This window comes from Microvirga subterranea, from assembly GCF_003350535.1.
Classification (GTDB): Bacteria; Pseudomonadota; Alphaproteobacteria; order Rhizobiales; family Beijerinckiaceae; genus Microvirga; species Microvirga subterranea.
Genome location: NZ_QQBB01000003.1, coordinates 67,424 through 88,777, shown reverse-complemented (window position 1 = coordinate 88,777; position 21,354 = coordinate 67,424). Strand labels below are relative to the sequence as shown.

At 66.0% G+C, this 21,354-nt stretch carries 24 protein-coding genes, 1 tRNA gene and 1 other RNA gene; 22 read left to right on the top strand and 4 right to left on the bottom strand.

Annotation, left to right across the window (positions count from 1 at the left end):
- Positions 1–36: 36 nt before the first annotated feature.
- The 12 genes from DES45_RS08515 (at position 37) to DES45_RS26330 (ending at position 11,855) form a co-directional block, all read left to right on the top strand.
- Positions 37–324: a hypothetical protein gene (locus DES45_RS08515; RefSeq protein WP_147282368.1), complete on the top strand. Its 288-nt coding sequence runs from the start codon at positions 37–39 to the stop codon at positions 322–324.
- Between the two features lie 240 nt (positions 325–564).
- Complete coding sequence (locus tag DES45_RS08510; protein WP_114769569.1) at positions 565–1,830, top strand: L,D-transpeptidase family protein; 1,266 nt, start codon at positions 565–567, stop codon at positions 1,828–1,830.
- 211 nt (positions 1,831–2,041) lie between these two features.
- Entirely contained in the window at positions 2,042–3,346 is a 1,305-nt protein-coding gene (glyA, locus tag DES45_RS08505; RefSeq protein ID WP_114769568.1) for a serine hydroxymethyltransferase, read from the top strand.
- Positions 3,347–3,361: 15 nt separating this feature from the next.
- Positions 3,362–3,868: a transcriptional regulator NrdR gene (gene nrdR / locus DES45_RS08500; RefSeq protein ID WP_114769567.1), complete on the top strand. Its 507-nt coding sequence runs from the start codon at positions 3,362–3,364 to the stop codon at positions 3,866–3,868.
- The gene (gene ribD, locus DES45_RS08495) at positions 3,868–5,007 is read left to right on the top strand and encodes a bifunctional diaminohydroxyphosphoribosylaminopyrimidine deaminase/5-amino-6-(5-phosphoribosylamino)uracil reductase RibD (RefSeq protein WP_245571622.1); all 1,140 of its coding nucleotides are present in this window, start codon (positions 3,868–3,870) and stop codon (positions 5,005–5,007) included. The genes nrdR and ribD overlap by 1 nt, the downstream gene beginning before the upstream one ends.
- Positions 5,008–5,640, top strand: a complete 633-nt coding sequence (locus DES45_RS08490) for a riboflavin synthase (protein ID WP_114769566.1) — start codon at positions 5,008–5,010, stop codon at positions 5,638–5,640.
- Between the two features lie 174 nt (positions 5,641–5,814).
- Positions 5,815–6,306, top strand: a complete 492-nt coding sequence (gene ribH / locus DES45_RS08485) for a 6,7-dimethyl-8-ribityllumazine synthase (protein WP_114769565.1) — start codon at positions 5,815–5,817, stop codon at positions 6,304–6,306.
- 2 nt (positions 6,307–6,308) lie between these two features.
- Positions 6,309–6,794: a transcription antitermination factor NusB gene (nusB, locus tag DES45_RS08480; RefSeq protein WP_114769564.1), complete on the top strand. Its 486-nt coding sequence runs from the start codon at positions 6,309–6,311 to the stop codon at positions 6,792–6,794.
- 52 nt (positions 6,795–6,846) lie between these two features.
- Complete coding sequence (gene thiL / locus DES45_RS08475) at positions 6,847–7,833, top strand: thiamine-phosphate kinase (protein WP_114769563.1); 987 nt, start codon at positions 6,847–6,849, stop codon at positions 7,831–7,833.
- Positions 7,808–9,031 (top strand): MFS transporter, encoded by a 1,224-nt coding sequence (locus tag DES45_RS08470; RefSeq protein ID WP_245571619.1) that lies wholly within the window; start codon positions 7,808–7,810, stop codon positions 9,029–9,031. The genes thiL and DES45_RS08470 overlap by 26 nt, the downstream gene beginning before the upstream one ends.
- A gap of 151 nt (positions 9,032–9,182) precedes the next feature.
- Positions 9,183–11,306, top strand: coding sequence for a sodium-translocating pyrophosphatase (locus DES45_RS08465; RefSeq protein WP_114769561.1), 2,124 nt, complete (start codon positions 9,183–9,185; stop codon positions 11,304–11,306).
- A gap of 372 nt (positions 11,307–11,678) precedes the next feature.
- Complete coding sequence (locus tag DES45_RS26330) at positions 11,679–11,855, top strand: DUF2938 family protein (RefSeq protein ID WP_114769560.1); 177 nt, start codon at positions 11,679–11,681, stop codon at positions 11,853–11,855.
- A 74-nt stretch (positions 11,856–11,929) separates the two neighbouring features.
- On the opposite strand, the gene DES45_RS08455 is transcribed toward DES45_RS26330, so the two are convergent.
- A complete protein-coding gene (locus tag DES45_RS08455) occupies positions 11,930–12,388 on the bottom strand; it encodes an outer membrane protein assembly factor BamE (RefSeq protein ID WP_114769559.1) in 459 nt (152 codons plus the stop codon).
- Positions 12,389–12,488: 100 nt separating this feature from the next.
- On the opposite strand from DES45_RS08455, the gene DES45_RS08450 reads away from it, so the two are divergent.
- From DES45_RS08450 to DES45_RS08420, 7 genes are all read left to right on the top strand, one after another.
- The gene (locus DES45_RS08450; RefSeq protein ID WP_114769558.1) at positions 12,489–13,034 is read left to right on the top strand and encodes a ubiquinol-cytochrome C chaperone family protein; all 546 of its coding nucleotides are present in this window, start codon (positions 12,489–12,491) and stop codon (positions 13,032–13,034) included.
- Positions 13,031–13,546, top strand: a complete 516-nt coding sequence (locus DES45_RS08445) for a YceD family protein (RefSeq protein ID WP_114769557.1) — start codon at positions 13,031–13,033, stop codon at positions 13,544–13,546. Before DES45_RS08450 ends, DES45_RS08445 begins: the two co-directional genes overlap by 4 nt.
- Before the next feature lie 179 nt (positions 13,547–13,725).
- A complete protein-coding gene (plsX, locus tag DES45_RS08440) occupies positions 13,726–14,760 on the top strand; it encodes a phosphate acyltransferase PlsX (protein ID WP_114769556.1) in 1,035 nt (344 codons plus the stop codon).
- Between the two features lie 13 nt (positions 14,761–14,773).
- Positions 14,774–15,751: a beta-ketoacyl-ACP synthase III gene (locus DES45_RS08435; RefSeq protein WP_114769961.1), complete on the top strand. Its 978-nt coding sequence runs from the start codon at positions 14,774–14,776 to the stop codon at positions 15,749–15,751.
- A 126-nt stretch (positions 15,752–15,877) separates the two neighbouring features.
- Positions 15,878–16,189, top strand: coding sequence for an integration host factor subunit alpha (locus tag DES45_RS08430; RefSeq protein WP_114769555.1), 312 nt, complete (start codon positions 15,878–15,880; stop codon positions 16,187–16,189).
- A 23-nt stretch (positions 16,190–16,212) separates the two neighbouring features.
- Positions 16,213–16,722 carry a MerR family transcriptional regulator gene (locus tag DES45_RS08425; protein WP_114769554.1) on the top strand — a complete coding sequence of 170 codons (510 nt, stop codon included), beginning with the start codon at positions 16,213–16,215 and terminating at the stop codon, positions 16,720–16,722.
- A 170-nt stretch (positions 16,723–16,892) separates the two neighbouring features.
- A tRNA-Pro gene (locus DES45_RS08420) sits at positions 16,893–16,970 on the top strand.
- 129 nt (positions 16,971–17,099) lie between these two features.
- On the opposite strand, the gene DES45_RS08415 is transcribed toward DES45_RS08420, so the two are convergent.
- Positions 17,100–17,561, bottom strand: a complete 462-nt coding sequence (locus DES45_RS08415) for a hypothetical protein (protein WP_114769553.1) — start codon at positions 17,559–17,561, stop codon at positions 17,100–17,102.
- A gap of 141 nt (positions 17,562–17,702) precedes the next feature.
- Here DES45_RS08415 and DES45_RS08410 point away from each other — a divergent pair, with 141 nt between their 5' ends.
- Positions 17,703–18,809 (top strand): S1C family serine protease, encoded by a 1,107-nt coding sequence (locus DES45_RS08410; RefSeq protein WP_114769552.1) that lies wholly within the window; start codon positions 17,703–17,705, stop codon positions 18,807–18,809.
- A gap of 18 nt (positions 18,810–18,827) precedes the next feature.
- On the opposite strand, the gene DES45_RS08405 is transcribed toward DES45_RS08410, so the two are convergent.
- Positions 18,828–19,211 (bottom strand): hypothetical protein, encoded by a 384-nt coding sequence (locus tag DES45_RS08405; protein ID WP_114769551.1) that lies wholly within the window; start codon positions 19,209–19,211, stop codon positions 18,828–18,830.
- A 293-nt stretch (positions 19,212–19,504) separates the two neighbouring features.
- Here DES45_RS08405 and ssrA point away from each other — a divergent pair.
- Positions 19,505–19,839: a transfer-messenger RNA gene (gene ssrA / locus DES45_RS08400) on the top strand.
- Between the two features lie 102 nt (positions 19,840–19,941).
- Here the strand turns inward: ssrA and DES45_RS08395 are convergent.
- Positions 19,942–20,355 (bottom strand): BA14K family protein, encoded by a 414-nt coding sequence (locus DES45_RS08395; RefSeq protein ID WP_114769550.1) that lies wholly within the window; start codon positions 20,353–20,355, stop codon positions 19,942–19,944.
- A gap of 492 nt (positions 20,356–20,847) precedes the next feature.
- On the opposite strand from DES45_RS08395, the gene DES45_RS08390 reads away from it, so the two are divergent.
- Positions 20,848–21,354, top strand: a complete 507-nt coding sequence (locus DES45_RS08390; RefSeq protein WP_114769549.1) for a putative pterin-binding protein — start codon at positions 20,848–20,850, stop codon at positions 21,352–21,354.

The following is a 21,354-nucleotide window of genomic DNA, read 5'->3' as shown; positions in this document are numbered from 1 at the left end:
TTCGCATGCCGGCGAGATCACCGAAGGTTCATGCCAATGCCCCGTCTTCCGCTCGCTTCAGGTTTGATGGCCGCCTCGCTCTTGATGGCGGGGCCGGCTCTCGCCCAGTCGTTTCCCCTCGGCTCGTTCATCGACGCGATCGGACGGGCGCAGGGCGCCGGCCAAGGTCCTGAGGCCGCGCCTCCTGTCGAACCGTCGCGGGGCAGGGCGGCTCCTGCGGGGCGGAACTCGGGTGCCCGGACGAAGCCCGTCCGGCGCCCGTCCTACGAGGCGCCCGCCGATTCGGGGCGCACGCCCGAGGGTTATCTGCTCGGAAACGGCTGAGGCGACATCCGGGCATTTTGTGGATGTGGCCCTCGTGACACAGTGTTCCGTTCACGATCGCGAGATCTTGGCCTGAGATCCTGTGGGAAAGTAGTCTGCCATAAAATGGCCGCGTTGTTCCCGGTTTTGAATACCCTTCATTAATCGTCTCTCGGCATTTTCGAGCCGAGATCGGTCAGGAGAGACGGATGTACTTCCGTTCTCGCCTACTGGAAACACGAACCGAGAGCTTGCACTTCGATGGTGTCACGCCGTTCCCTCCTCACAGGATCGCTTGCCCTTGTCTTCACGCCGGCAGCGGCGCTGGCGCAGCAATTCGCGGCGAACCAGGCCGAGTGGTCGCAGAATTACGAGGCCGTATCCCGGAGCCGTGTCCAGCGGACCTCCACCCCGATGCTGTCGCCCGATGCGCTGGCCGCCACCGAGCAGGTGATCGAGCAATACCGCAACATCGCCGCCCGCGGCGGATGGCAGCCCGTCCGCGGCGTCGACGGCATGCGCGTCGGCTCCAAGAGCCCGGCCGTCGTCGCCCTGCGGCAGCGCCTGATCGTCACCGGCGACCTCGACCCGAATGCGGGCGAGTCGCCGATCTATGATTCATACGTCGAGGCCGCGGTCCGCCGATTCCAGGCGCGGCACGGCATCAGCTCCACGGGCACCATGAACGCCGCCACCGTCGCGGCCATGAACGTGCCGGTCGAGACCCGCATCCGCCAGCTCGAGATCAACGTGGTGCGCCTGCGTTCGCTCTCGGGCAACCTCGGCAACCGCTACGTGGTCGCCAACATTCCAGCCGCCCTGGTCGAGACGGTCGAGGGCGGGGTCGTCCACACCCGCCACGCCGCCGGCGTCGGCAAGATCGACCGCCAGTCTCCGCTGCTGAACTCGAAGGTGGTCGAGATCAACTTCAACCCGTTCTGGACGGCTCCCGCCTCGGTGGTGAAGAAAGACCTCATCCCGAAGATGCAGAAGGAGCCGAACTACCTCACCGAGAACAAGATCCGCATCTTCAATGCGGCCGGCCAGGAGGTTCCCTCCAGCCAGATCAACTGGTTCTCGGACGAGGCGACCCGCTACCGTTTCCGTCAGGATCCGGGCGGCGACCTGAACTCCATGGGCTTTGTGCGCATCAACATCCCGAACCAGCACGGCGTGTACATGCACGACACGCCCTCCAAGGGCATATTCGGCGACGATTTCCGCTTCGTCTCCTCGGGCTGCATCCGCGTGCAGAACGTGCGCGACTACATCGAGTGGCTCCTGAAGGACACGCCCGGCTGGAGCCGCGAGCAGATCGACGCGACGTTCAAGTCCGGCGAGCGCATCGACGCCCGCCTCGCCCAGCCGGTTCCGATCCACTGGGTTTACGTAACGGCCTGGGCGACCCCGGACGGGCTCGTGCAGTTCCGCGACGACATCTACAACAAGGACGGCCTCGGCAATGCCATCCCGGTGGCGAGCCGCACGCCGACGGAGCCTGACGCGGAGATGTTCCTCCAGAACTGATCCCTGCCGCAGGACAGGAATCCCCGCAGCCCGCCCGCAAGGCGGGCTGTTGCTTTTCCGGTGCAGGGCCAACATGTCATCCTGCGGGTTGGCGTGCCTTGTCGGCGCATGATAAAGGCCACGGAACAGTCCAGATCGAGCAGCTGCCTTCGACCGGGTTACAGGGCCCGGAACGGCCGGATCGGCGGCTCGCAAGAGGTGAGGGTTATCCATGAGCGCGAGTGAAGCGGCACGCAGCCACCTGTCCAACAGCTTTTTCTCGGCGAGCCTCGCCGACAGCGATCCGGAAATCGCCCGCGCCATCGAGCTCGAGCTCGGCCGCCAGCGCGACGAGATCGAGCTGATCGCCTCGGAGAACATCGTGTCCCGCGCCGTGCTCGAGGCGCAGGGCTCGGTCATGACCAACAAGTACGCGGAAGGCTATCCGGGCCGCCGCTACTACGGCGGCTGCCAGTTCGTCGACATCGCCGAGGAGCTGGCGATCGACCGGGCCAAGCGCCTGTTCGACTGCAAGTTCGCCAACGTGCAGCCCAATTCCGGCTCCCAGGCCAACCAGGCCGTGTTCATGGCCCTGATGAAGCCCGGCGACACCTTCATGGGCCTCGATCTCGCCTGCGGCGGCCATCTGACCCACGGCTCCCCCGTGAACATGTCGGGCAAGTGGTTCAACGTGGTGAGCTACAAGGTGCGCGAGAGCGACCAGATCATCGACATGGACGAGGTCGCGGAGCTGGCGCGCACCCACAAGCCCAAGGTGATCGTGGCCGGCGGCTCCGCCTATTCCCGCTTCTGGGATTTCGCCCGCTTCCGCGAGATCGCGGACGAGGTCGGCGCCTTCTTCATGGTCGACATCGCCCATTTCGCCGGCTTGGTGGCCGGCGGCGCGCATCCGTCCCCGTTCCCGCACGCCCATGTGGTCACCACGACCACCCACAAGACCCTGCGCGGCCCCCGCGGCGGCATGATCCTCACCAACGAGGAGGACCTCGCCAAGAAGATCAACTCGGCGATCTTCCCCGGCCTCCAGGGCGGCCCGCTCATGCACGTCATCGCCGCCAAGGCCGTCGCCTTCGGCGAGGCCCTGCGTCCCGAGTTCAAGCTCTACGCCCGCTCGGTCGTCGAGAACGCCAAGGTCCTGGCCGACACCATGCTGTCGAACGGCTATGCCATCGTGGCCGGCGGCACGGACAACCACCTGATGCTGGTCGACCTGCGTCCGAAGAAGCTGACCGGCAAGGCCGCCGAGGCGGCCCTCGGCCGCGCCCATATCACCTGCAACAAGAACGGCGTGCCCTTCGATCCCGAGAAGCCGATGGTGACCTCGGGCATCCGCCTCGGCACCCCGGCCGCGACCTCCCGCGGCTTCGGCGTCGCCGAGTTCAAGAAGGTCGGCGAACTGATCGTCGAGGCTCTCGACGGCCTCGCCAAGCACGGCGACGAGGGCAACGCCGCGGTCGAAGCCTCGGTGCAGCAGCGGGTGCACGAGCTGACCCGGCGCTTCCCGATCTACGCATAAGGGTCCGAACGCCTCATGCGCTGCCCCTATTGCGGGAGCCTGGACACCCAGGTGAAGGATTCCCGCCCCACGGACGACTCCTCGGCCATACGCCGTCGCCGCATCTGCCCGGATTGCGGCGGCCGGTTCACGACCTTCGAGCGGGTGCAGCTGCGCGAGCTGTTCGTGGTGAAGCGGTCGGGGCGGCGCGTGCCTTTCGACCGGGACAAGCTCGAACGCTCCGTCGAGGTCGCTTTGCGCAAGCGGCCCGTCGACCCCGAGCGCGTCGAGCGCATGCTCAACGGGATCGTGCGCCAGCTCGAGAGCATGGGCGATGCGGAAGTGCCGAGCGAGACGGTCGGCGAGCTGGTCATGGAGGGCCTGAAGGGCCTCGACGACGTCGCCTATGTGCGCTTCGCCTCCGTGTACAAGAACTTCCGTGAAGCCAAGGACTTCGGGGCGATCCTTGACAAGTTGGCCGAGGAGGAGACGGACGAGGGCGGCACGCCCGCAGCCGGTCGGGCCGAGAGCCGGTCCGAGTGATGGCGCCCGCTGCCGGTTCCGAACGCTCGCCGGAACAGATCCTCCGCGACGAGCGCCTCATGCGTCTGGCGATCGCGCTCGGCGAGCGCAATCTCGGCCTCACCTGGCCAAACCCGTCCGTCGGGTCTGTCGTCGTCGACGAGAGCGGCGAGCATCCAGTCATCCTGGCGCAGGGCGTCACCCAGCCGGGCGGGCGCCCCCATGCCGAACGAATGGCCCTCGCGGCCGCCGGCGAGCGCGCCCGCGGCGCGACCCTCTACGTCTCTCTCGAACCCTGCTCCCACCATGGCAAGACGCCACCCTGCGCCGATGCGGTCGTGGAAGCGGGCATCCGCCGCGTCGTTTCCGGGATCGAGGATCCGGACGCCCGGGTCACGGGTCAGGGGCACGAAAGGCTGGGCGCCGCCGGGATCGAGGTGGTCGCCGGCTGCCTGGCGGGCGCCGCCTATCGGGCCCACCGCGGCCACATCACCCGGGTCACGCAAGGTCGGCCTGCCGTGACGGTGAAGCTCGCCCGCACGACCGAAGGCTTCGCCGGATCGCGCAACGGGCCGCGCCTCATGATCACCGGCGAGATCGCCAATGGGCGGGTGCACCTGATGCGCGCCCATGCGGACGCCATCATGGTGGGCGTCGGAACCGTGCTGGCGGACGACCCGCTCCTGAACGTACGCCTGCCGGGGCTGGAGGCGCGCTCGCCGATCCGGATCGTCGTGGACAGCCACCTGCGGACGCCGCCCGGCTCTCGGGTCATCGGCACGGCCGGACAGGTCCCGACCTGGATCGTGGCCGCCACGGCTGCGCCGGTGGAGGCGGAACAGGAGCTGGTGGCCCGCGGCGCCGAGGTCCTGCGTGTCCCGGGCGACGCGCAGGGGCATGTTGCTCTCGACGAGATGCTCCGGCTTCTCGGCGCCCGAGGGCTGACGCGGGTCTTCTGCGAAGGAGGACTGGCGCTTGCGGACGCCCTCGCGGGCGCCGACCTCATCGACGAACTGGTCCTGATCACCGGCCGCTCCGCCCGGGGACGGGGCGATGTGCCGGCCCTGGGGCTCGCCCTGCAGGACCGGATGGACGAGCTGCGCCTCACGGGCGACGAGCAGGTCGGGCCCGACCTCTTCATGTTTTGGGAGAAAGCTTAGATGTTCACGGGTATCGTCACGGATGTCGGGCGCGTCAGCGCCGTCTCGGACGGGGAGAACCTCCGGCGCATCCGCATCGAATCCACCTACGATCCCGCGACGATCGCCCTCGGGGCCTCCATCGCCTGCGGCGGGCCTTGCCTGACGGTCGTGGCGGTGGAGCCGCGGGGCAACGGCTGCTGGTTCGAGGTCGATGCCGCATCCGAAACCCTGGAGCGCACGAACGTCCGGGACTGGCAGGTCGGAACGCGGATCAATCTCGAACGGTCCCTCAAGATCGGCGACGAGCTCGGCGGCCATATCGTCACGGGGCATGTGGACGGGATCGCCACCATCGTGGCGCGCGAGGCCATCACGGCGGGCGACGATCCGTGGGGACCGACCGCCCGCTTCATCATCCGGGCGCCCTCCACGTTGTCTCCCTTCATCGCCGAGAAGGGCTCCGTCTGCCTCGACGGAACCTCCCTGACGGTCAATTCGGTCAACGACGACATTTTCTCGGTCCTGATCATCCCGCACACCCTCGCGGTGACGACCTGGGGCGAGCGGCAGGTCGGCGACAGCCTCAATCTCGAGGTCGATCTCATGGCCCGCTACGCCGCGCGGCTTGCGGATGCGCGCCGGGCGGAGTAGGGGGACGCACCAAGTTTTCCATGTTCAGAGCGTAAAGCCCTTGTCGTGAAGCGGTGCGGAGCACCGCCTCGGCGATCGGGGCGCTTCCACGGCATCCCGACCCACCTCGGAAGCGGCATCGAGCCGGTCTCCCAGGCTGAGGAGGGTCGCCATCTCATTGTCGAAACGGTTCCCATGGTCTCGCATTCCGCCAAGTCCCCGAATTCCCGTCCCCCCGTACCCGGGGCCCGCATCCTGGTCGTCGAGGCCCGGTTCTACGACGACATCGCCGATGAGCTGCTGCGCGGCGCCCGCGGCGTCGTCGAGGCCGCACGGGCGACCATGGACGTGCTGACAGTCGACGGGGCGCTCGAAATTCCCGCGACCATCGCAATCGCCCTCGATGCCGCCGAGAAGGCCGGCAGGCCCTACGATGCGGTCGTGGCGCTGGGCTGCGTCATCCGCGGCGAGACGGGTCATTACGACATCGTGGCGGGCGAAAGCTCCCGGGCGCTCATGGATCTTTCGGTCGCACGCCGCATTCCGCTGGCCAACGGCATCCTGACCGTCGAGAATGACGAGCAGGCCTGGACCCGTGCGCGGGTCAATGAATTGAATAAGGGCGGGGGAGCGGTGGAAGCGGCGCTCGCCGTTCTGCGCATCAAACGCAACGTCGAGGAGGCCTGATCATGGCGAAGCCTGCGGAGCGCTCCGCTGCCCGTCTCGCGGCCGTTCAGGCCCTCTATCAGATGGATCTGTCCGGCAAGGGCGTGATCGACGCGCTTGCGGAGTTCGAGGCCTTCTGGATCGGCCGCGAGGTCGAGGGCATCGAGTTCCAGCCCTCCGACAACGCGTTCTTCCGCGACATCCTCTCGGGCGTGGTCAAGAATCAGCGCGAGATAGACGTGAAGATCGACAAGGCGCTCGCGGCCGGCTGGCCGCTGGCCCGGGTCGAGGCGGTGCTGAGAGCGATCCTGCGCGCCGGCTGCTACGAGCTGATGTACCGCAAGGACGTGCCCGTGCGCGTCGTCATCACCGAGTACGTGGACGTGACCCACGGCTTCTACCACGAGGACGAGCCGGGCCTCGTGAACGCCGTCCTCGATGCCCTGGCCCGCGAGGTCCGGGCCGGGGAGCTCGAACGCAAGACGGCGGGCGGACCGGGGAAGCGCTGATCACGCCCCCTGCCGGGGTGACAAGCCGCCTCGACTCGGACAGCTTGAAACCATGTCGACACAACGCCCCGGCGAGGACAGCCTCATCGCCCGCTTCTTCGCGCCGCTCGCGGCCGAGGGCGGGCTCGGCCTGAAGGACGATGCGGCCTGCCTGTCGCCGACCCCGGGGCATGATCTCGTCCTCACCACGGACGCGCTGGTCGAGACCGTGCATTTCCTGCCCGGCGACCCGGCCGGGACGATCGCCCGCAAGGCCCTGGGTGTGAACGTGTCGGACCTGGCCGCCAAGGGGGCCGATCCCAAGGGGTTCCTCCTCAGCCTCGCGCTTCCCGAGGACTGGACGGTGGGCTGGCTCGAAGCCTTCGCGACCGGGCTCGGCGAGGCAGCCCGGGACTTCTCCTGTCCGCTTCTCGGCGGCGACACCGTGAAGGCGAGGGGGGCGCTGACCCTCTCGGTCACCGCCATCGGGGAGGTGCCGGCCGGCCGGATGGTGCGCCGCACGACGGCCCGACCCGGCGACCTGATCTGCGTCACGGGAACGATCGGCGACGCCGCCCTCGGGCTCCGGCTCCGGTCCTCGCCGTTCTGGGCGACAGCCCTGTCGCCTGCGGAGCGGGATTTTCTCGCAGACCGGTATCTCAATCCGCGCCCTCGGCATCGGCTCGCTCACGCTATCAGGGACAATGCCCACGCGGCCATGGACGTATCGGACGGGCTCGCTGGCGACCTCGCCAAGATGCTGCGGGTGAGCGGCGTGTCCGGGATCGTCGAGACCGGTGACGTGCCCCTGTCCGGCGCCGCCCGCAAGGCCGTCGATGCCGATCCCGACCTGCTCGACCGCGTCATGACGGGTGGGGATGACTACGAAATTCTCTGCACCGTGCCCGAGAGGAATCTCGACAGGCTCCGAAAAGAGGCCGATACGGTTGGCATCGGCCTGTCGGTGATCGGCCGCGTCGTCCCCGGCTCCGATCCGCCGGTCTTCCGCACCGGCGGTATCGAAAGACGTTACGATGTCGGCTCCTTCTCGCACTTCTAGCGGCATGTCCCGGGCGCTTGGCGGCGATGCCCTCGCCAAACGGAATGCGCTCGTCCTCGCCTTGGCCCAGGCACTGGGAGGAGCAAGTCCGGCCATCGTGGTGTCCCTGGGCGGGCTCGTGGGACAGACCCTGGCCGACAAGGAGCTTGCGACCCTTCCGGTGAGCCTCATCAATCTCGGGCTGGCCTCGGGCACGATTCCCGCCGCCATGCTGATGCGGCGGCTGGGTCGGCGGAGCGCCTATATCCTCGCGGGCCTGATCGGCGTGATCGCCGGCAGCCTCGCGGCGGCCGGGATCGGGGCCGCGAGCTTTCCGCTGTTCTGCCTCGGCACCTTCGTGGCCGGCTTCTGGGGTTCCTACACCCAGAGCTACCGCTTCGCCGCGACCGACACGGCGTCGGAATCCTTCAGGCCGAAGGCCATCTCCTGGGTGATGGTCGGTGGGCTGGCGGCCGGGATCATCGGTCCGCAGACCGTCATCTGGACCCGCGACCTGATCGGCTCCGCGCCCTTCGCGGGAGCCTTCCTGGGGCAGGCCGTTCTGGCCCTGCTCACGATCGTGGTCGTCTCCTTTCTGCGGGCCGCGCCCGTTACCACGGTGTCCAAGACAGGCGGACGGCCCCTAAGCGAGATCACGGCGCAGCCCCGTTTCATCGTGGCGGTCGTGGCCGGTCTCGTGTCCTACGGCCTCATGAGCTTCATCATGACCGCCGCGCCGCTCGCCATGATCGGCTGCGGCCACTCGATCGGCGAGGCGGCTCTGGGCATCCAATGGCACATCCTCGGCATGTTCGGCCCGAGCTTCTTCACCGGAAGCCTGATCGCCCGCTTCGGGAAGGTGCAGGTGACGGCGGCTGGACTGCTGCTGATTGCCGTTGCGGCCGTCATCGGCCTTTCGGGCATCACGGTCGCCCATTTCTGGGCCACGCTGATTCTCTTAGGCATCGGCTGGAACTTCGGATTCATCGGCGCGACGACCCTGGTCACCGAGTGCTACAGGCCCGAGGAGCGCACGAAAGTGCAGGCGGCGAATGATTTTCTCGTCTTCGGTTCGGTCGCCGTCGCATCCTTCTCTTCCGGCAAATTGCTCAATGCGGGAGGCTGGGACAACGTGAATTGGCTTGTTTTCCCGCCCGTTCTCATCGCTTTGGCCCTTTTGGCGTGGCAAAAGCGGGCCAAGGCGCCGGTTCCCGCCTGAAGTGTTCCCTGTGAGTCATGCTGAAGTCGCGTTGCAGGCTGCATAGAATTTTGGCAGCGTTTGCAGACTTCGCTGGGGGTAGGGGCCGGTCAAGGTCAAAAAACAGGCCTTGATGAGTGGCGTTCTGCTTTCCCATAACAAGGATGGCACAATGGCACTTACCCTCATTATCTTGGGCGGCCTTCTATCGATCCTGTATGGCTTCTGGGCCATCAGCGACGTGATGAAGCGCGACGCAGGTTCGCAGCGCATGCAAGAGATTGCGGGCGCGATCGCGGAGGGCGCAAAGGCCTACCTCCGGCGGCAATACACCACCATCGCGATCGTCGGCGTGGTGCTGTTCGCCATCATCGCCTACCTCCTCGGCATCCGCGTCGCGATCGGCTTCGCGATCGGCGCGATCCTGTCGGGCGCGGCCGGCTTCATCGGCATGAACGTGTCGGTCAGGGCCAACGTCAGGACCGCACAGGCGGCGACCCAGTCGCTTGGGGGCGGCCTCGACGTGGCGTTCAAGTCCGGTGCGGTGACGGGCATGCTCGTCGCGGGCCTCGCGCTTCTCGGCGTCGCGCTCTACTTCGGCTATCTGACCCGGATCGAGGGCCTGAGCCCCGGCGACCGCGTGGTCATCGACAGCCTCGTGGCCCTCGGCTTCGGCGCCTCGCTCATCTCCATCTTCGCCCGTCTCGGCGGCGGCATCTTCACCAAGGGCGCCGACGTGGGAGGCGACCTCGTGGGCAAGGTCGAGGCCGGCATTCCGGAAGACGATCCGCGCAACCCGGCGACTATCGCCGACAACGTGGGCGACAATGTCGGCGACTGCGCCGGCATGGCGGCCGACCTGTTCGAGACCTACGCGGTGACCATCGTGGCCACCATGGTGCTGGCGGCGATCTTCTTCGCCGGGCAGCCGGTGCTCGAGAACATGCTGCTCTATCCTCTCGGCATCGGCGCGGCCTGCATCGTCACCTCGATCATCGGCACCTTCTTCGTGAAGCTCGGTCAGAACGAGTCCATCATGGGCGCTCTCTACAAGGGCCTGATCGCGACCGGCATTCTCTCGGCGGCCGCCATCGCGGCGGTGACGCACTTCACCATCGGCTTCGGGCCGATCGCCGGCGCGGACTTCACCGGGCAGGCCCTGTTCTGGTGCGCCATCGCGGGCCTTGCGGTGACCGCTCTCATCGTGGTCATCACCGAGTTCTACACCGGCGTCGGCTTCCGTCCGGTGAAGTCCATCGCCCAGGCATCGGTGACCGGACACGGCACCAACGTGATCCAGGGCCTCGCGGTGTCCCTCGAGTCCACGGCTCTTCCGGCCATCGTGATCATCGCGGGCATCATTGTGTCGTTCAAGCTCGCGGGCCTGTTCGGCATCGCGATCGCCGTGACGGCGATGCTGGCCCTCGCCGGCATGATCGTGGCCCTCGACGCGTTCGGCCCCGTCACCGACAACGCGGGCGGCATCGCCGAGATGGCGGGCCTGCCGAAGGAGGTCCGCAAGTCCACGGACGCCCTCGACGCGGTCGGCAACACCACCAAGGCCGTCACCAAGGGCTATGCGATCGGTTCGGCCGGCCTCGGCGCCCTCGTGCTCTTCGCGGCCTACACATCCGACCTCAACTACTTCACGAAGAATGCGGCGCAGTACCCGTACTTCCAGGGCGTGACGCCGGACTTCTCGCTGGCCAACCCCTACGTGGTCGTCGGTCTGCTCTTCGGCGGCCTGATCCCGTTCCTGTTCGGCGGCATCGCCATGACGGCGGTGGGACGAGCGGCGGGCGCAGTCGTCGTGGAGGTGCGTCGCCAGTTCAAGGAGAAGCCGGGCATCATGGCCGGCACCGATCGTCCCGATTACGGACGCGCGGTCGACATGCTGACGCGTGCGGCCATCAAGGAGATGATCGTGCCGTCGCTCCTGCCGGTGCTGGCGCCGATCGTCACCTACTTCGTGGTCTACTGGATCGCTGGCAAGTCCCAGGCCTTCTCGGCGGTGGGCGCGATGCTGCTCGGCGTGATCGTCACCGGCCTTTTCGTCGCCATCTCGATGACCTCGGGCGGCGGCGCGTGGGACAACGCCAAGAAGTCCTTCGAGGACGGCTTCACCGACTCCTCGGGCACGACCCATCACAAGGGCTCGGAAGCCCATAAGGCCTCCGTGACGGGCGATACCGTCGGCGACCCCTACAAGGACACGGCAGGCCCTGCCGTGAACCCGGCGATCAAGATCACGAACATCATCGCCCTGCTGCTGCTCGCAATCCTTGCCCACTCGTAAGAGCGAAGAGCAGATTGCCCAGACCCGAGACCCGCGGCGCAAGCCGCGGGTTTTTCTTTGCCGGCAGATCGCAGGTCGGGGGAGGCGGCGGTGGCGTCCGGTGCACATGAGCAAAGCGTCGGACCCAAAAGCGGGTTTGCAGTTTGGGACCGCTTCCGGTACTTTCCCTTTGGGTCAGAGCATCGTTCGTGCGGAAACCGGATCCACTTTTCTCGAGCGTGGCCCTGCGGGTCGCTGGCGCTGCCCTTCGGCTCCGCACGATGCTCTAGGATCGCTGTGCCTGCCAGAGCCGGACCCGGTCATGGCTCGGCAGGACCACACGTAAACCAAGCTTAATTGTGAGATGCCTCTGTATAGTATACTATACTTCACGTGGGCGAGCTGCTTGAGTTTGGGTTCCGTGCGGCCTTGATTAGAACCGGTGCGACACTGACGATGGATCTCTGGAGCATCCTGCTGAAGCATGGCCTCGGTGTCCGGACCCTAGATTACGGAATGGTCGGACGCTGGAGCTGCTGGCCCCGCTACCCGCCTGAACGGCGCCTCTAGTGAACCCGCGCTGTGAAACGAAAATGGCCGGGCAGGAGCCCGGCCATGGTTCGATCTTTGGAAAACCGTGGCGGTTAGACGCCGAACGGATTGAAGTTGTTCGTGCCGCGCAGGATCTGACCGAGGAAGCTGGTCTCCTGGCCTCCGGACGGAGTGGTGCGGCTGATGAAGTCGAAGACCTTGCCGTCCTGGATGCCGTAGAGCGCCACGCGCTCGACGCGCAGGCCGTTGTCGAAATAGACAGCGGTCACCCTCTGGTCGACGACCTGCTCGGGCAGGAACTGGAACGTGCGGCGCGAGGTCTGGCTGATGTAGTACCAGGTCTTGTTGCCGACCGTGGAGACCGTCGAGGGCGTTCCGAGCGTCGTGAGGACCTGCTCGCCGCTCATGCCCTTGCGGACCTGCGACAGGGTCTGCTCGTCGCCCACATAGCCGCGGCGGAACTCCTCGCCGCCCATGCAGCCTGCAAGGGAAGTGGCGATGACGGCGGCCGTAGCGAAGCGCACCAGGACGGTTTGATATCGACGCATCATATGGTTCTTCCAGGTATGCGGCGCTGACAAGCTTGCGCCCGAGGATGCGGATGGCGTAACCCGGTGCTGTGAATTTGACAAGGCAGGAAGGCCTAGCACGTTGATTTTCGGTCTCTTCCGCAAGGATCCCCGGCGCACTCGGATTGCGCTTCTCTACAAGCGGATTGCCACCGCGTCCCGGGAACCCGGGCTTTTCGCGCGCCTGCAGATCCCCGACACCCTTGAGGGACGGTTCGAATCCCTGTCCCTTCATATGGTGCTGATGCTGCGCGCCCTCCGCACGATGCCGGCTCCGGCCGACGAGGTGGCCAAGGATCTGACGGACGCGTTCTTCCGGGACATGGACGCTTCCCTTAGGGAAATGGGCGTCGGCGATACCGTCGTGCCGAAGCGCATGAAGAAGATCGCGTCGTCGTTCTATGGCCGCGCCCATGCCTATGACGGCCCGCTCGACGGGGCGGATGAGGCAGCCCTGGCGGCGGCGCTCGGGCGCAATGTCTATGAGAGCGAGGCACCGGCGGTCCCGTTGGCGCGTTATGCCCTCGCGGCGGATTACGGCCTGAAGCAGGCGGACCTCGATGCGGTCCTCGACGCGGGCCCCGTTTTTCCGAGGCCGGAGGCCTTTGCAGAGGAGGGAAGCCGATGACCCCTGACACCGTGGGCCCCCTGTCGCGGCCCGTCGACGTGATGAACCTGCCGCCCCAGGGCACGGAGATTCATGTCGAGGCGACGGCGGAGGAATGCGATGCCCTGTCGAAGGATTTCGGGCTGCCCGGGATCCGCTCGCTGTCGGGCGACTTCAAGCTGAAGAGCTCCGTCAAGGGCGTGCACGTGACCGGCACCGTGAAGGCCGACGTGACCCAGATCTGCGTCGTGACGCTCGATCCCTTCGATTCGGTCATCGAGGAGGACGTCGAGGTCGATTTCGCGGAGCCCTCGGGCATGCCGCCGGAGCCGCCGACCGAGATGCACGAATACGAGCCGCCGGACGAGATCATCAACGGACAGATCGACCTCGGGTCCCTGACGGCCGAGTTCCTGGCCCTCGGCCTCGATCCCTATCCTCGCAAGCCCGGAGTGGATTTCAGCTATCGGGATCCCAACGACGCCGACGAGCACCCCTTCGCGGCCTTAAGCAAGCTGAAGGGCAAGGAGTAGCGGCACGACTGGAAAAGTGCCGTTGCACCAACCATCTGACAGAAATCCGCGGCGTTTCCGGCGTCGCGGAAGGCCCGTGGCCCAGGCCCCGGACCGCCGCGAGAATTCGGTTGCGATACCACCGCAACCCGCTATTTTCCGCCCCCTGTCGAACGACTTGCTGAAAGAAACTGCGTCTCATGCCAAAGCCGGTGCGTATTTCGCTTGATGCGATGGGCGGGGATCACGGCCCCTCGGTCGTCATCCCGGGCGCGGCATTGGCACTCGAGCGTCACCCCGACATCCAGTTCCTGATGTTCGGCAACGAGGAGATCGTTGCTCCCCTCCTGAACGCCCATCCGAGGCTCAAGGAGGTCACCGAGATCCGGCACACGGACATTGCGATCTCCATGGACGAGAAGCCCAGCCAGGCCATCCGCATGGGCCGCGGCAAGTCGTCCATGTGGCGGGCCGTCCAGGCCGTGAGGGACAAGGAGGCCGATGCGGCCGTCTCGGCGGGCAACACCGGCGCTCTCATGGCCACCGCGAAGATCTGCCTCAAGACCATGGCGCATATCGAGCGCCCCGCGATTGCGGCCATGTGGCCGACCATGAGGGGCGAGAGCATCGTGCTCGACGTGGGCGCCACGATCGGCGCCGATGCGGGGCATCTGGTCGACATGGCGATCATGGGCGCCGCCATGGCCAGGATCGTCTTCGACCTGGAGCGGCCTTCCGTTGGCCTTCTCAATGTCGGCACCGAGGAGATCAAGGGCCTTGAGACGGTCAAGGAAGCGGCCCGCATCCTGCGGGAAGCCAACCTGCCGAACCTCGATTATCGCGGATTCGTCGAGGGGGACGACATCGGCAAGGGCACCGTCGACGTGGTCGTCACCGAGGGCTTCACCGGCAACATCGCCCTCAAGACCGCCGAAGGCACGGCCAAGCAGATCGGCGAGTACCTGCGCTCCGCCATGAGCCGCACCCTGATGGCGAAGATCGGCTACCTCTTCGCGAAACAGGCCTTTAACGCTCTTAAGGACAAGATGGACCCGCGCAAGGTCAACGGCGGGGTCTTCCTGGGCCTCGAGGGAGTCGTGGTGAAAAGTCATGGCGGCACCGACAATCTCGGCTTCGCCAGCGCCATCGATGTCGCCTACGACATGGCGCATTTCGAATTGATGAAGACGATCCGGACCATGCTGGAGCATGATCCGGTCGGTCAACCGGCCTGAGAAGGGCAACAGCTTGAAACGCACCCGTTCCATCGTCCGCGGCGTCGGCTCCTATCTGCCGAGACGCGTCGTCTCGAACCGCGATCTGGAGAAGTTCGTGGAAACCTCGCACGAATGGATCGTGCAGCGCACGGGGATCGAGACCCGCCACATCGCAGCCGACGACGAGACCACCTCGGTGCTCGGCATCAAGGCCGCAGAAGCCGCCCTTGCCAATGCGGGGATGACGCCTGCCGACATCGACCTGATCGTCTGCGCGACCTCCACGCCGGATTACACGTTCCCGTCGACCGCCACCATGATCCAGGCCGGTCTCGGCATGCATCACGGCGCCGCCTTCGACCTGCAGGCGGTGTGCACAGGTTTCGTCTATGCGGTAGCGACCGCCGACAAGTTCCTGGCGTCGGGCTCGCACAAACGCGCGCTCGTGATCGGTGCGGAGACCTTCTCGCGCATCCTCGACTGGGAGGACCGCACCACCTGCGTGCTGTTCGGCGACGGCGCCGGAGCGATCATTCTCGAAGCGCAGGAAGGCGAGGGCACCTCCGCCGACCGGGGCGTGCTCACCTCGCATCTGCGCTCGGACGGGCGCTATCGCGAGAAGCTCTATGTCGACGGCGGCCCAGGCTCGACCAAGACCACCGGCGTTCTGAAGATGGAGGGCAAGGAAGTCTTCCGCTTCGCCGTCGGTTCCGTGACGGATGTCGTCCGAGACGCGTTCGACGCGACCGGCACGACGGCGGAAGACCTTGCTTGGTTCGTGCCGCACCAAGCCAACAAGCGCATCATCACCGCGAGCGCCGACAAGCTGGGGATCGCACCCGAGAAGGTGGTGATCACCGTCGACCGGCATGGCAACACGTCGGCGGCGTCGATTCCCCTCGCGCTCGATGCGGCCTGCAAGGACGGACGGATCAAGCAGGGCGATCTCGTGATGATCGAGGCGATCGGCGGCGGCTTCACCTGGGGCAGCGCTCTGATCCGATGGTAGACGTTCCTGCTTCGATTGCGGGGTATGGTTTATCGTCTCCTGAACGGTTGACCGTGGGATGCCATCTGCATAGCGTCGTCGCTACGGTTAACGGAAAAGATCGAATTCAGGCGCTGGGGAGCGTTCATGGCGGGCAAGACAGTCACACGAGCGGATTTGAGCGAGGCCGTTTACCAGAAGGTCGGCCTGTCGCGGACCGAATCGGCCGAGCTGGTCGAACGGGTTCTGGCGGAAATTTGCGATTGTCTGGCGGCCGGCGAGACCGTGAAGCTCTCCTCCTTCGGCTCCTTCATCGTCAGGAGCAAGGGAGAGCGCGTGGGCCGTAACCCGAAGACCGGCGTCGAGGTGCCGATCGATCCCCGCCGGGTCATGGTCTTCAAGCCGTCGAACGTCCTCAAGGCTCGCATCAACGGCGAAGAAGCCGAGAGCGAAGACTGAGCCCAGCGAGGGCGAGCGGCGCCATGGACAAAAGCCCCAGTGCGTTCCGCACCATCAGCGAGGTGGCCGAGGATCTCGACGTTCCGCAGCACGTGCTGCGCTTCTGGGAGACCCGCTTCAACCATATCCGCCCCCTCAAGCGCGGCGGCGGGCGCCGGTACTACCGGCCGGACGACATCGACCTCCTGAAGGGGATCCGGCATCTTCTCTACGGCGAGGGCTACACGATCCGCGGCGTCCAGCGCATCCTGAAGAGCGAGGGCGTTCGTTTCGTGCAGGCCATCGGCCGCGGCGAGCAGAGCGTGTCGGCGCCCCAACATGGCGAGCCTGTGCCGGAAACCGAGGCCGACGACGTCCCAGAGGAGGGTGGTGAAGCCCCTCCTGTGCCCGCATCGATGCGAGTCCCCGCTGCGGCCGGCGTCCTCACCCCGGCAATCCGGCAGAATCTCGAAGCTGCGCTGCGCGAGCTGCTCGAATGCGACCGCGTGCTCACCACCCTGCGGGCCCCGGCGGAAACCCCCATGGGCGAATAGATCCGCACTTTCTCGCATCGAGAGATTGCTTCCGGCGCCGCATCGGCTTATATGGCGCCTCAACCGGGGCGCAGCGTCACCCTGGCCGATACCCTGGTCTGGAGATCAGCGGTCGAAGGCCTCGAAAATGGGTGCGCTGACGTTCAGAATCGCCTAGAGCGGAGAAGTGACGGGCAGTAGCGCAGCCCGGTTAGCGCACTAGTCTGGGGGACTAGGGGTCGTGGGTTCAAATCCCGCCTGCCCGACCAACGTCAAAGAGATCTGACATCTCGTCAGTATCACCGCTCTAAGAACGGCCGGGTCAGCTTCAGCGACCCGGCCGTTTTCGTTCTTGCCGCACAGTCCGCTTGCGCTGCGGGAGCGAGCTTTGCCGGACATCAGCAATCCGCGCCGTTTCGGAGACATGCGTCAAATCGGCTGATCGCGTCGTGCCAGGCGTCGACCGAGGTCGAGCGTTTGTCGGGACCGGCCATGCGCAGCGTCGCGTAGGCATCGCGGACGACGCTGGCGCGCAGGCGTACGGGCCCGAGATTGCTTCCGCCTCCATCGTACTGGCCGACCATCTCTCGCGGCAGGTGAGCGATTTCCAGGTAGCAGGTCTCGTGGAACAGGCAGACCGCGTTCCCGGTTTCGGGGATCCCGAGGCCGTCCTCCACCCGTTGGAAGACGTCGTAGTTTCCGTCCCCGGTCGTGGTCAGGAGGAAGAAGCCGCTGAAGCCGTGCTCCAGCGCCTCGACGACGACCGGGCGGCCATTCTCCTGGGCGTAGCTGCTCGCCCAGGGGGTGAAGAATGCCAGAGCCAGGCAGCCAGCCAACGCTCCGGCCAGGATATGCTTCATCGATTCAGATCTCCTCCGGGCACACGGTGCGACTTATGGCTGGGGCTGGCCCGGCAGCCCCTGGTTACCGCCGTCGAGGAGGACATATTCTCCTCGCAGGATCTGGAGATTTGCCATCTCGTCTGAAAGGCAATGCCTGGCATGCAGGATCGGACAACCCGCGCATTGATGGTCGTGATCGCGGTCCTTCTCGCGATCCTCGTCGCCCAACCCTACCTGAACACCTATCTTCTTGCTGCACGGCAGCCACGCCCGCCCGCGCCGCGCGGCGATCTTGCCGATTTCGAACGGACGACCATCCGGATTTTCGAGTCTGCCGCACCGTCCGTGGTCCAGGTCGTGGCCTTGTCGCGAGAAGCGCAGTTCCAGCAAGGGACCGGGGCAACGTCCTCCGGAACCGGGTTCATCTGGGACCCGGCCGGGCACGTGGTCACCAACGACCATGTGGTCGGCGAGGGGAGCACCTTCGCGGTGCGCCTCTCGAACGGAGACGTCGTGTCGGCGGACGTGGTGGGGCAAGCTCCCAACTACGACCTTGCCGTTCTGCGCCTCAACCGCCGCGGCAGTTTTCCTCCGCCCGTCGCGGTCGGGACGTCCGCGAATCTCAAGGTCGGCCAGGCGGCCTTCGCGATCGGCAATCCCTTCGGCCTCGACCAGTCGCTTACGACGGGCATCATCAGCGCCCTCAAGCGCCGCCTGCCGACGAGCGGCGGGCGTGAGATCGCAGACGTGATCCAGACCGACGCCGCCATCAATCCCGGCAACTCGGGAGGTCCGCTCCTCGACTCCGCCGGACGGCTCATCGGCGTCAACACCGCTATCTTCTCGCCCTCGGGAACGAATGCAGGGATCGGCTTCGCGATCCCGGTCGATGTCGTGAACCGGGTTGTGCCGGAATTGATCCGGAACGGTCGGGTGCCGACCCCTGGTATCGGGATCCTCGCCGCTGACGAGAGCGTCACGGCTCAACTCGGGGTGAACGGTGTGATCGTCGCGGGTGTGGCGCCGGGCTCGCCGGCCGACAGGGCGGGCCTGCGCGGGATCGGTCCCGCAGGCCGGATCGGGGACGTTGTCACGGGCGTGAACGACGCTCCCGTGCGCAGACTGGCCGACCTCACGGATCAGCTCGAGCAGGCCGGCGTCGGAGGGACGGTAACGTTGACGATCCTGCGCGACGGGCGCTCCCAGACGGTCGACGTTTCGGTGGTCGATGTCGGGGCAGGGGCGTCCGGACGGCGTCGGCCGTGAGTGGAACCCTCCCGACGCTTAGCTTTGCTTCTCGGGCGAGCCTTCGGGCAGCGCCAGATGGGCACTCAGAAGCTTCACGATCCGGGCGACGTCCTTGCGCGGGATTGCGAAGCCGACCGGACCATAGGCCGGGTGGTCGAAGGCCAGGAGGGAGCCGTCGATCTGGGCGACCTGGACATACCAGTTCGGATCCATGACGGTCCGGATGCTCTTGCCTTCGAGGGTGCCGGTCGGAAGGCCTTCGACCATGCGGGCGCGGGTCTCCCCCAGCAAGGCGATCAGGCTGGTGAGCTGGTCGAGGGAAAGCTCCAGGGGCAGGCCATCACCGCCGACGGGACCGACCGACAGGGTGACGGACTGACGATCCTCCGCGATGCGTATTCCGATCCGCGCCTCGGCCATGATGCTCGCCCTCTCGGCTCTCGTCCGTCGGTGCTGCGGACGACGTCACCTACCGCAAGGTAATATAGGGCGTCCGGCGCCGTGAGAGGATTGGGCGCCCCGGCCAAGGGATCACATTGCGTTCAATCGACCCTTGGCCGGGGCGTGGGCCGTGAAGGAGGACCGCCACAGCCCCTTCATCCTACGCGGACCATGGGGCAGAACAACGCAACATACAGTCTGGTCTGCCGCTCTGGGCGGCAACGATTGCGCAAATTGCCGGCGTCTGGCGAACGGTTCGGCAGGGCCTCCGAACACTGGCAAAGGGTCGTCGGAATGCCTATATGAGGGGTGTCGGGTTTTGCCCGGCTATGATCGTAGAGGCCTAGTGGCATAGGCGTTCAGGACGCGGGTTCAATTCCCGCCGCCTCCACCACGAGCCGATCGGGCGCACTTTGCTGGGTCGGCTTCTGGAGGGGGCGACTTGGGTTCGACTGGGCGCAGTAAGGACTGGGCTGCGATTAGGCTGAGCTACGGCCTTGATAGTGCACATTCACAAATGCCAACGACAACGTTGACATGGGTGCGGTTCGCCTCGCGGCGTAACCATCCGGGGCTCGGGAAAGCCTAGCAACAGAAACGGCACCCTCGCGGTGCCGTTCCCATTTTCAGGCTTCGGCAGAAACGAAAAACCGCCGCGTTTCCGCGACGGCTCTTCCGCTTGCACAGGCTATGCCGCTGGTCCTGCCCGTTACGGGTAGGTGCAGACGTAACGCATGCCGTTGTTGGCGAGGAACGTGCCGGTCGCCGGATCGTAGGAGCGGTACTTCCGTGCGCAGTAGGCGGCCACGGACGGGCTCACGGTGCCGGGAGGCGGAGGAGCGGCCGGCTGGGCCTGCGCCTGGTTGGCGATGGCGCCTGCGATCAGTGCGCCGGCCGCCAGGCCCGCGACGCCTGCGGCGACGGCCCCTCCATTGTCATAGCGGCGATAATAATAGGGGCGCGGATAATAGTAGCCGCGACGGTAGTAGTATTGCGTGTAGCCTTCGTTGGGATAGACTGCCTGCAGGTCGGGGAGGGGAAGACCCTCGAGAGGGGCTGCGACGGCAGGCACCGCCGAGGCCAGGGTGGCCGCGCCGACCAGGACGGCAACGAACTTGCGCATGAAGAACTCCTTCGGAACGGCCGGGAGACCCGGCCGGGAATGCCGCGCGCAATATAACGGCTGAGCTTTGTATTGCAAAGCTATTCCGTAGCGGAGCCGATCATGAGCGCAGCGGTCGACAATAGAAGGTCCGAAGTGTTCTCGGTGTCTGAAGAGCAATGTGGAAATTCACCGAGCCCTCGGGCGCGAGGCGCATCCCATCCAGTATTCCCGCCGCCGATAACAGTATTGTGAGGTAGCTGTATTGCACGCCGCGCCTTGGCCTCGGTTGCAGGAGCAGGCGGTCCGTCGAAAGTCTCGGTCGGATCGGTGCCGTCGAAGCGGGATCGGCTCTTTCGCTCCGGGAGAGCCGCGGTGGATTCGCTCCGGTTCCCCGATCTTGGAATCTCGCTTTTGCTTGTGCCAACTTTACGAAATACCCCTTAGTTTGCACGGAAAGGACCTTCAAAGTCCCAAATCGTTTTGTTATAAACTCTCCGAAAGTGGGGGCCCATGCGTTACCTGAGGCTGACTATCGCCATCGCCGCTCTCCTCGGATGGGGAGTGGTCGGCCATGCGTCCGAGCGGCTTCCGGAGCCGACCGGACCCGTGCTGCTGACCGTCACCGGCGCGATCGAGCAGACCAACGCTCCCGGCGAAGCCAGGTTCGACAAGGCAATGCTGGACGACCTCGGCTCCGCCTCGATCGAGACGCATACAGTCCTCAGCGAGGACATGCAGCGCTATGAAGGAGTGCCGCTCGAAGCCGTGCTCCGGAGGGTCAGCGCCAAGGGCAAGGTCATGCGTGCCGCGGCCGCCAACGCTTACGAGGTCGATATCCCCTTCGACGACCTTCAATATGAGCCGCTCATCGCCATGCAGGCGAACGGCCGGCCGTTGACGCTGAGGGATAAGGGGCCGCTCTGGGTCGTCTATCCGCGCGACGCCCATAAGGTCCTGCAGGACCAGCGGTACGATTCCCGCTGGATCTGGCAGCTGATCCGACTGCACGTTGAATAA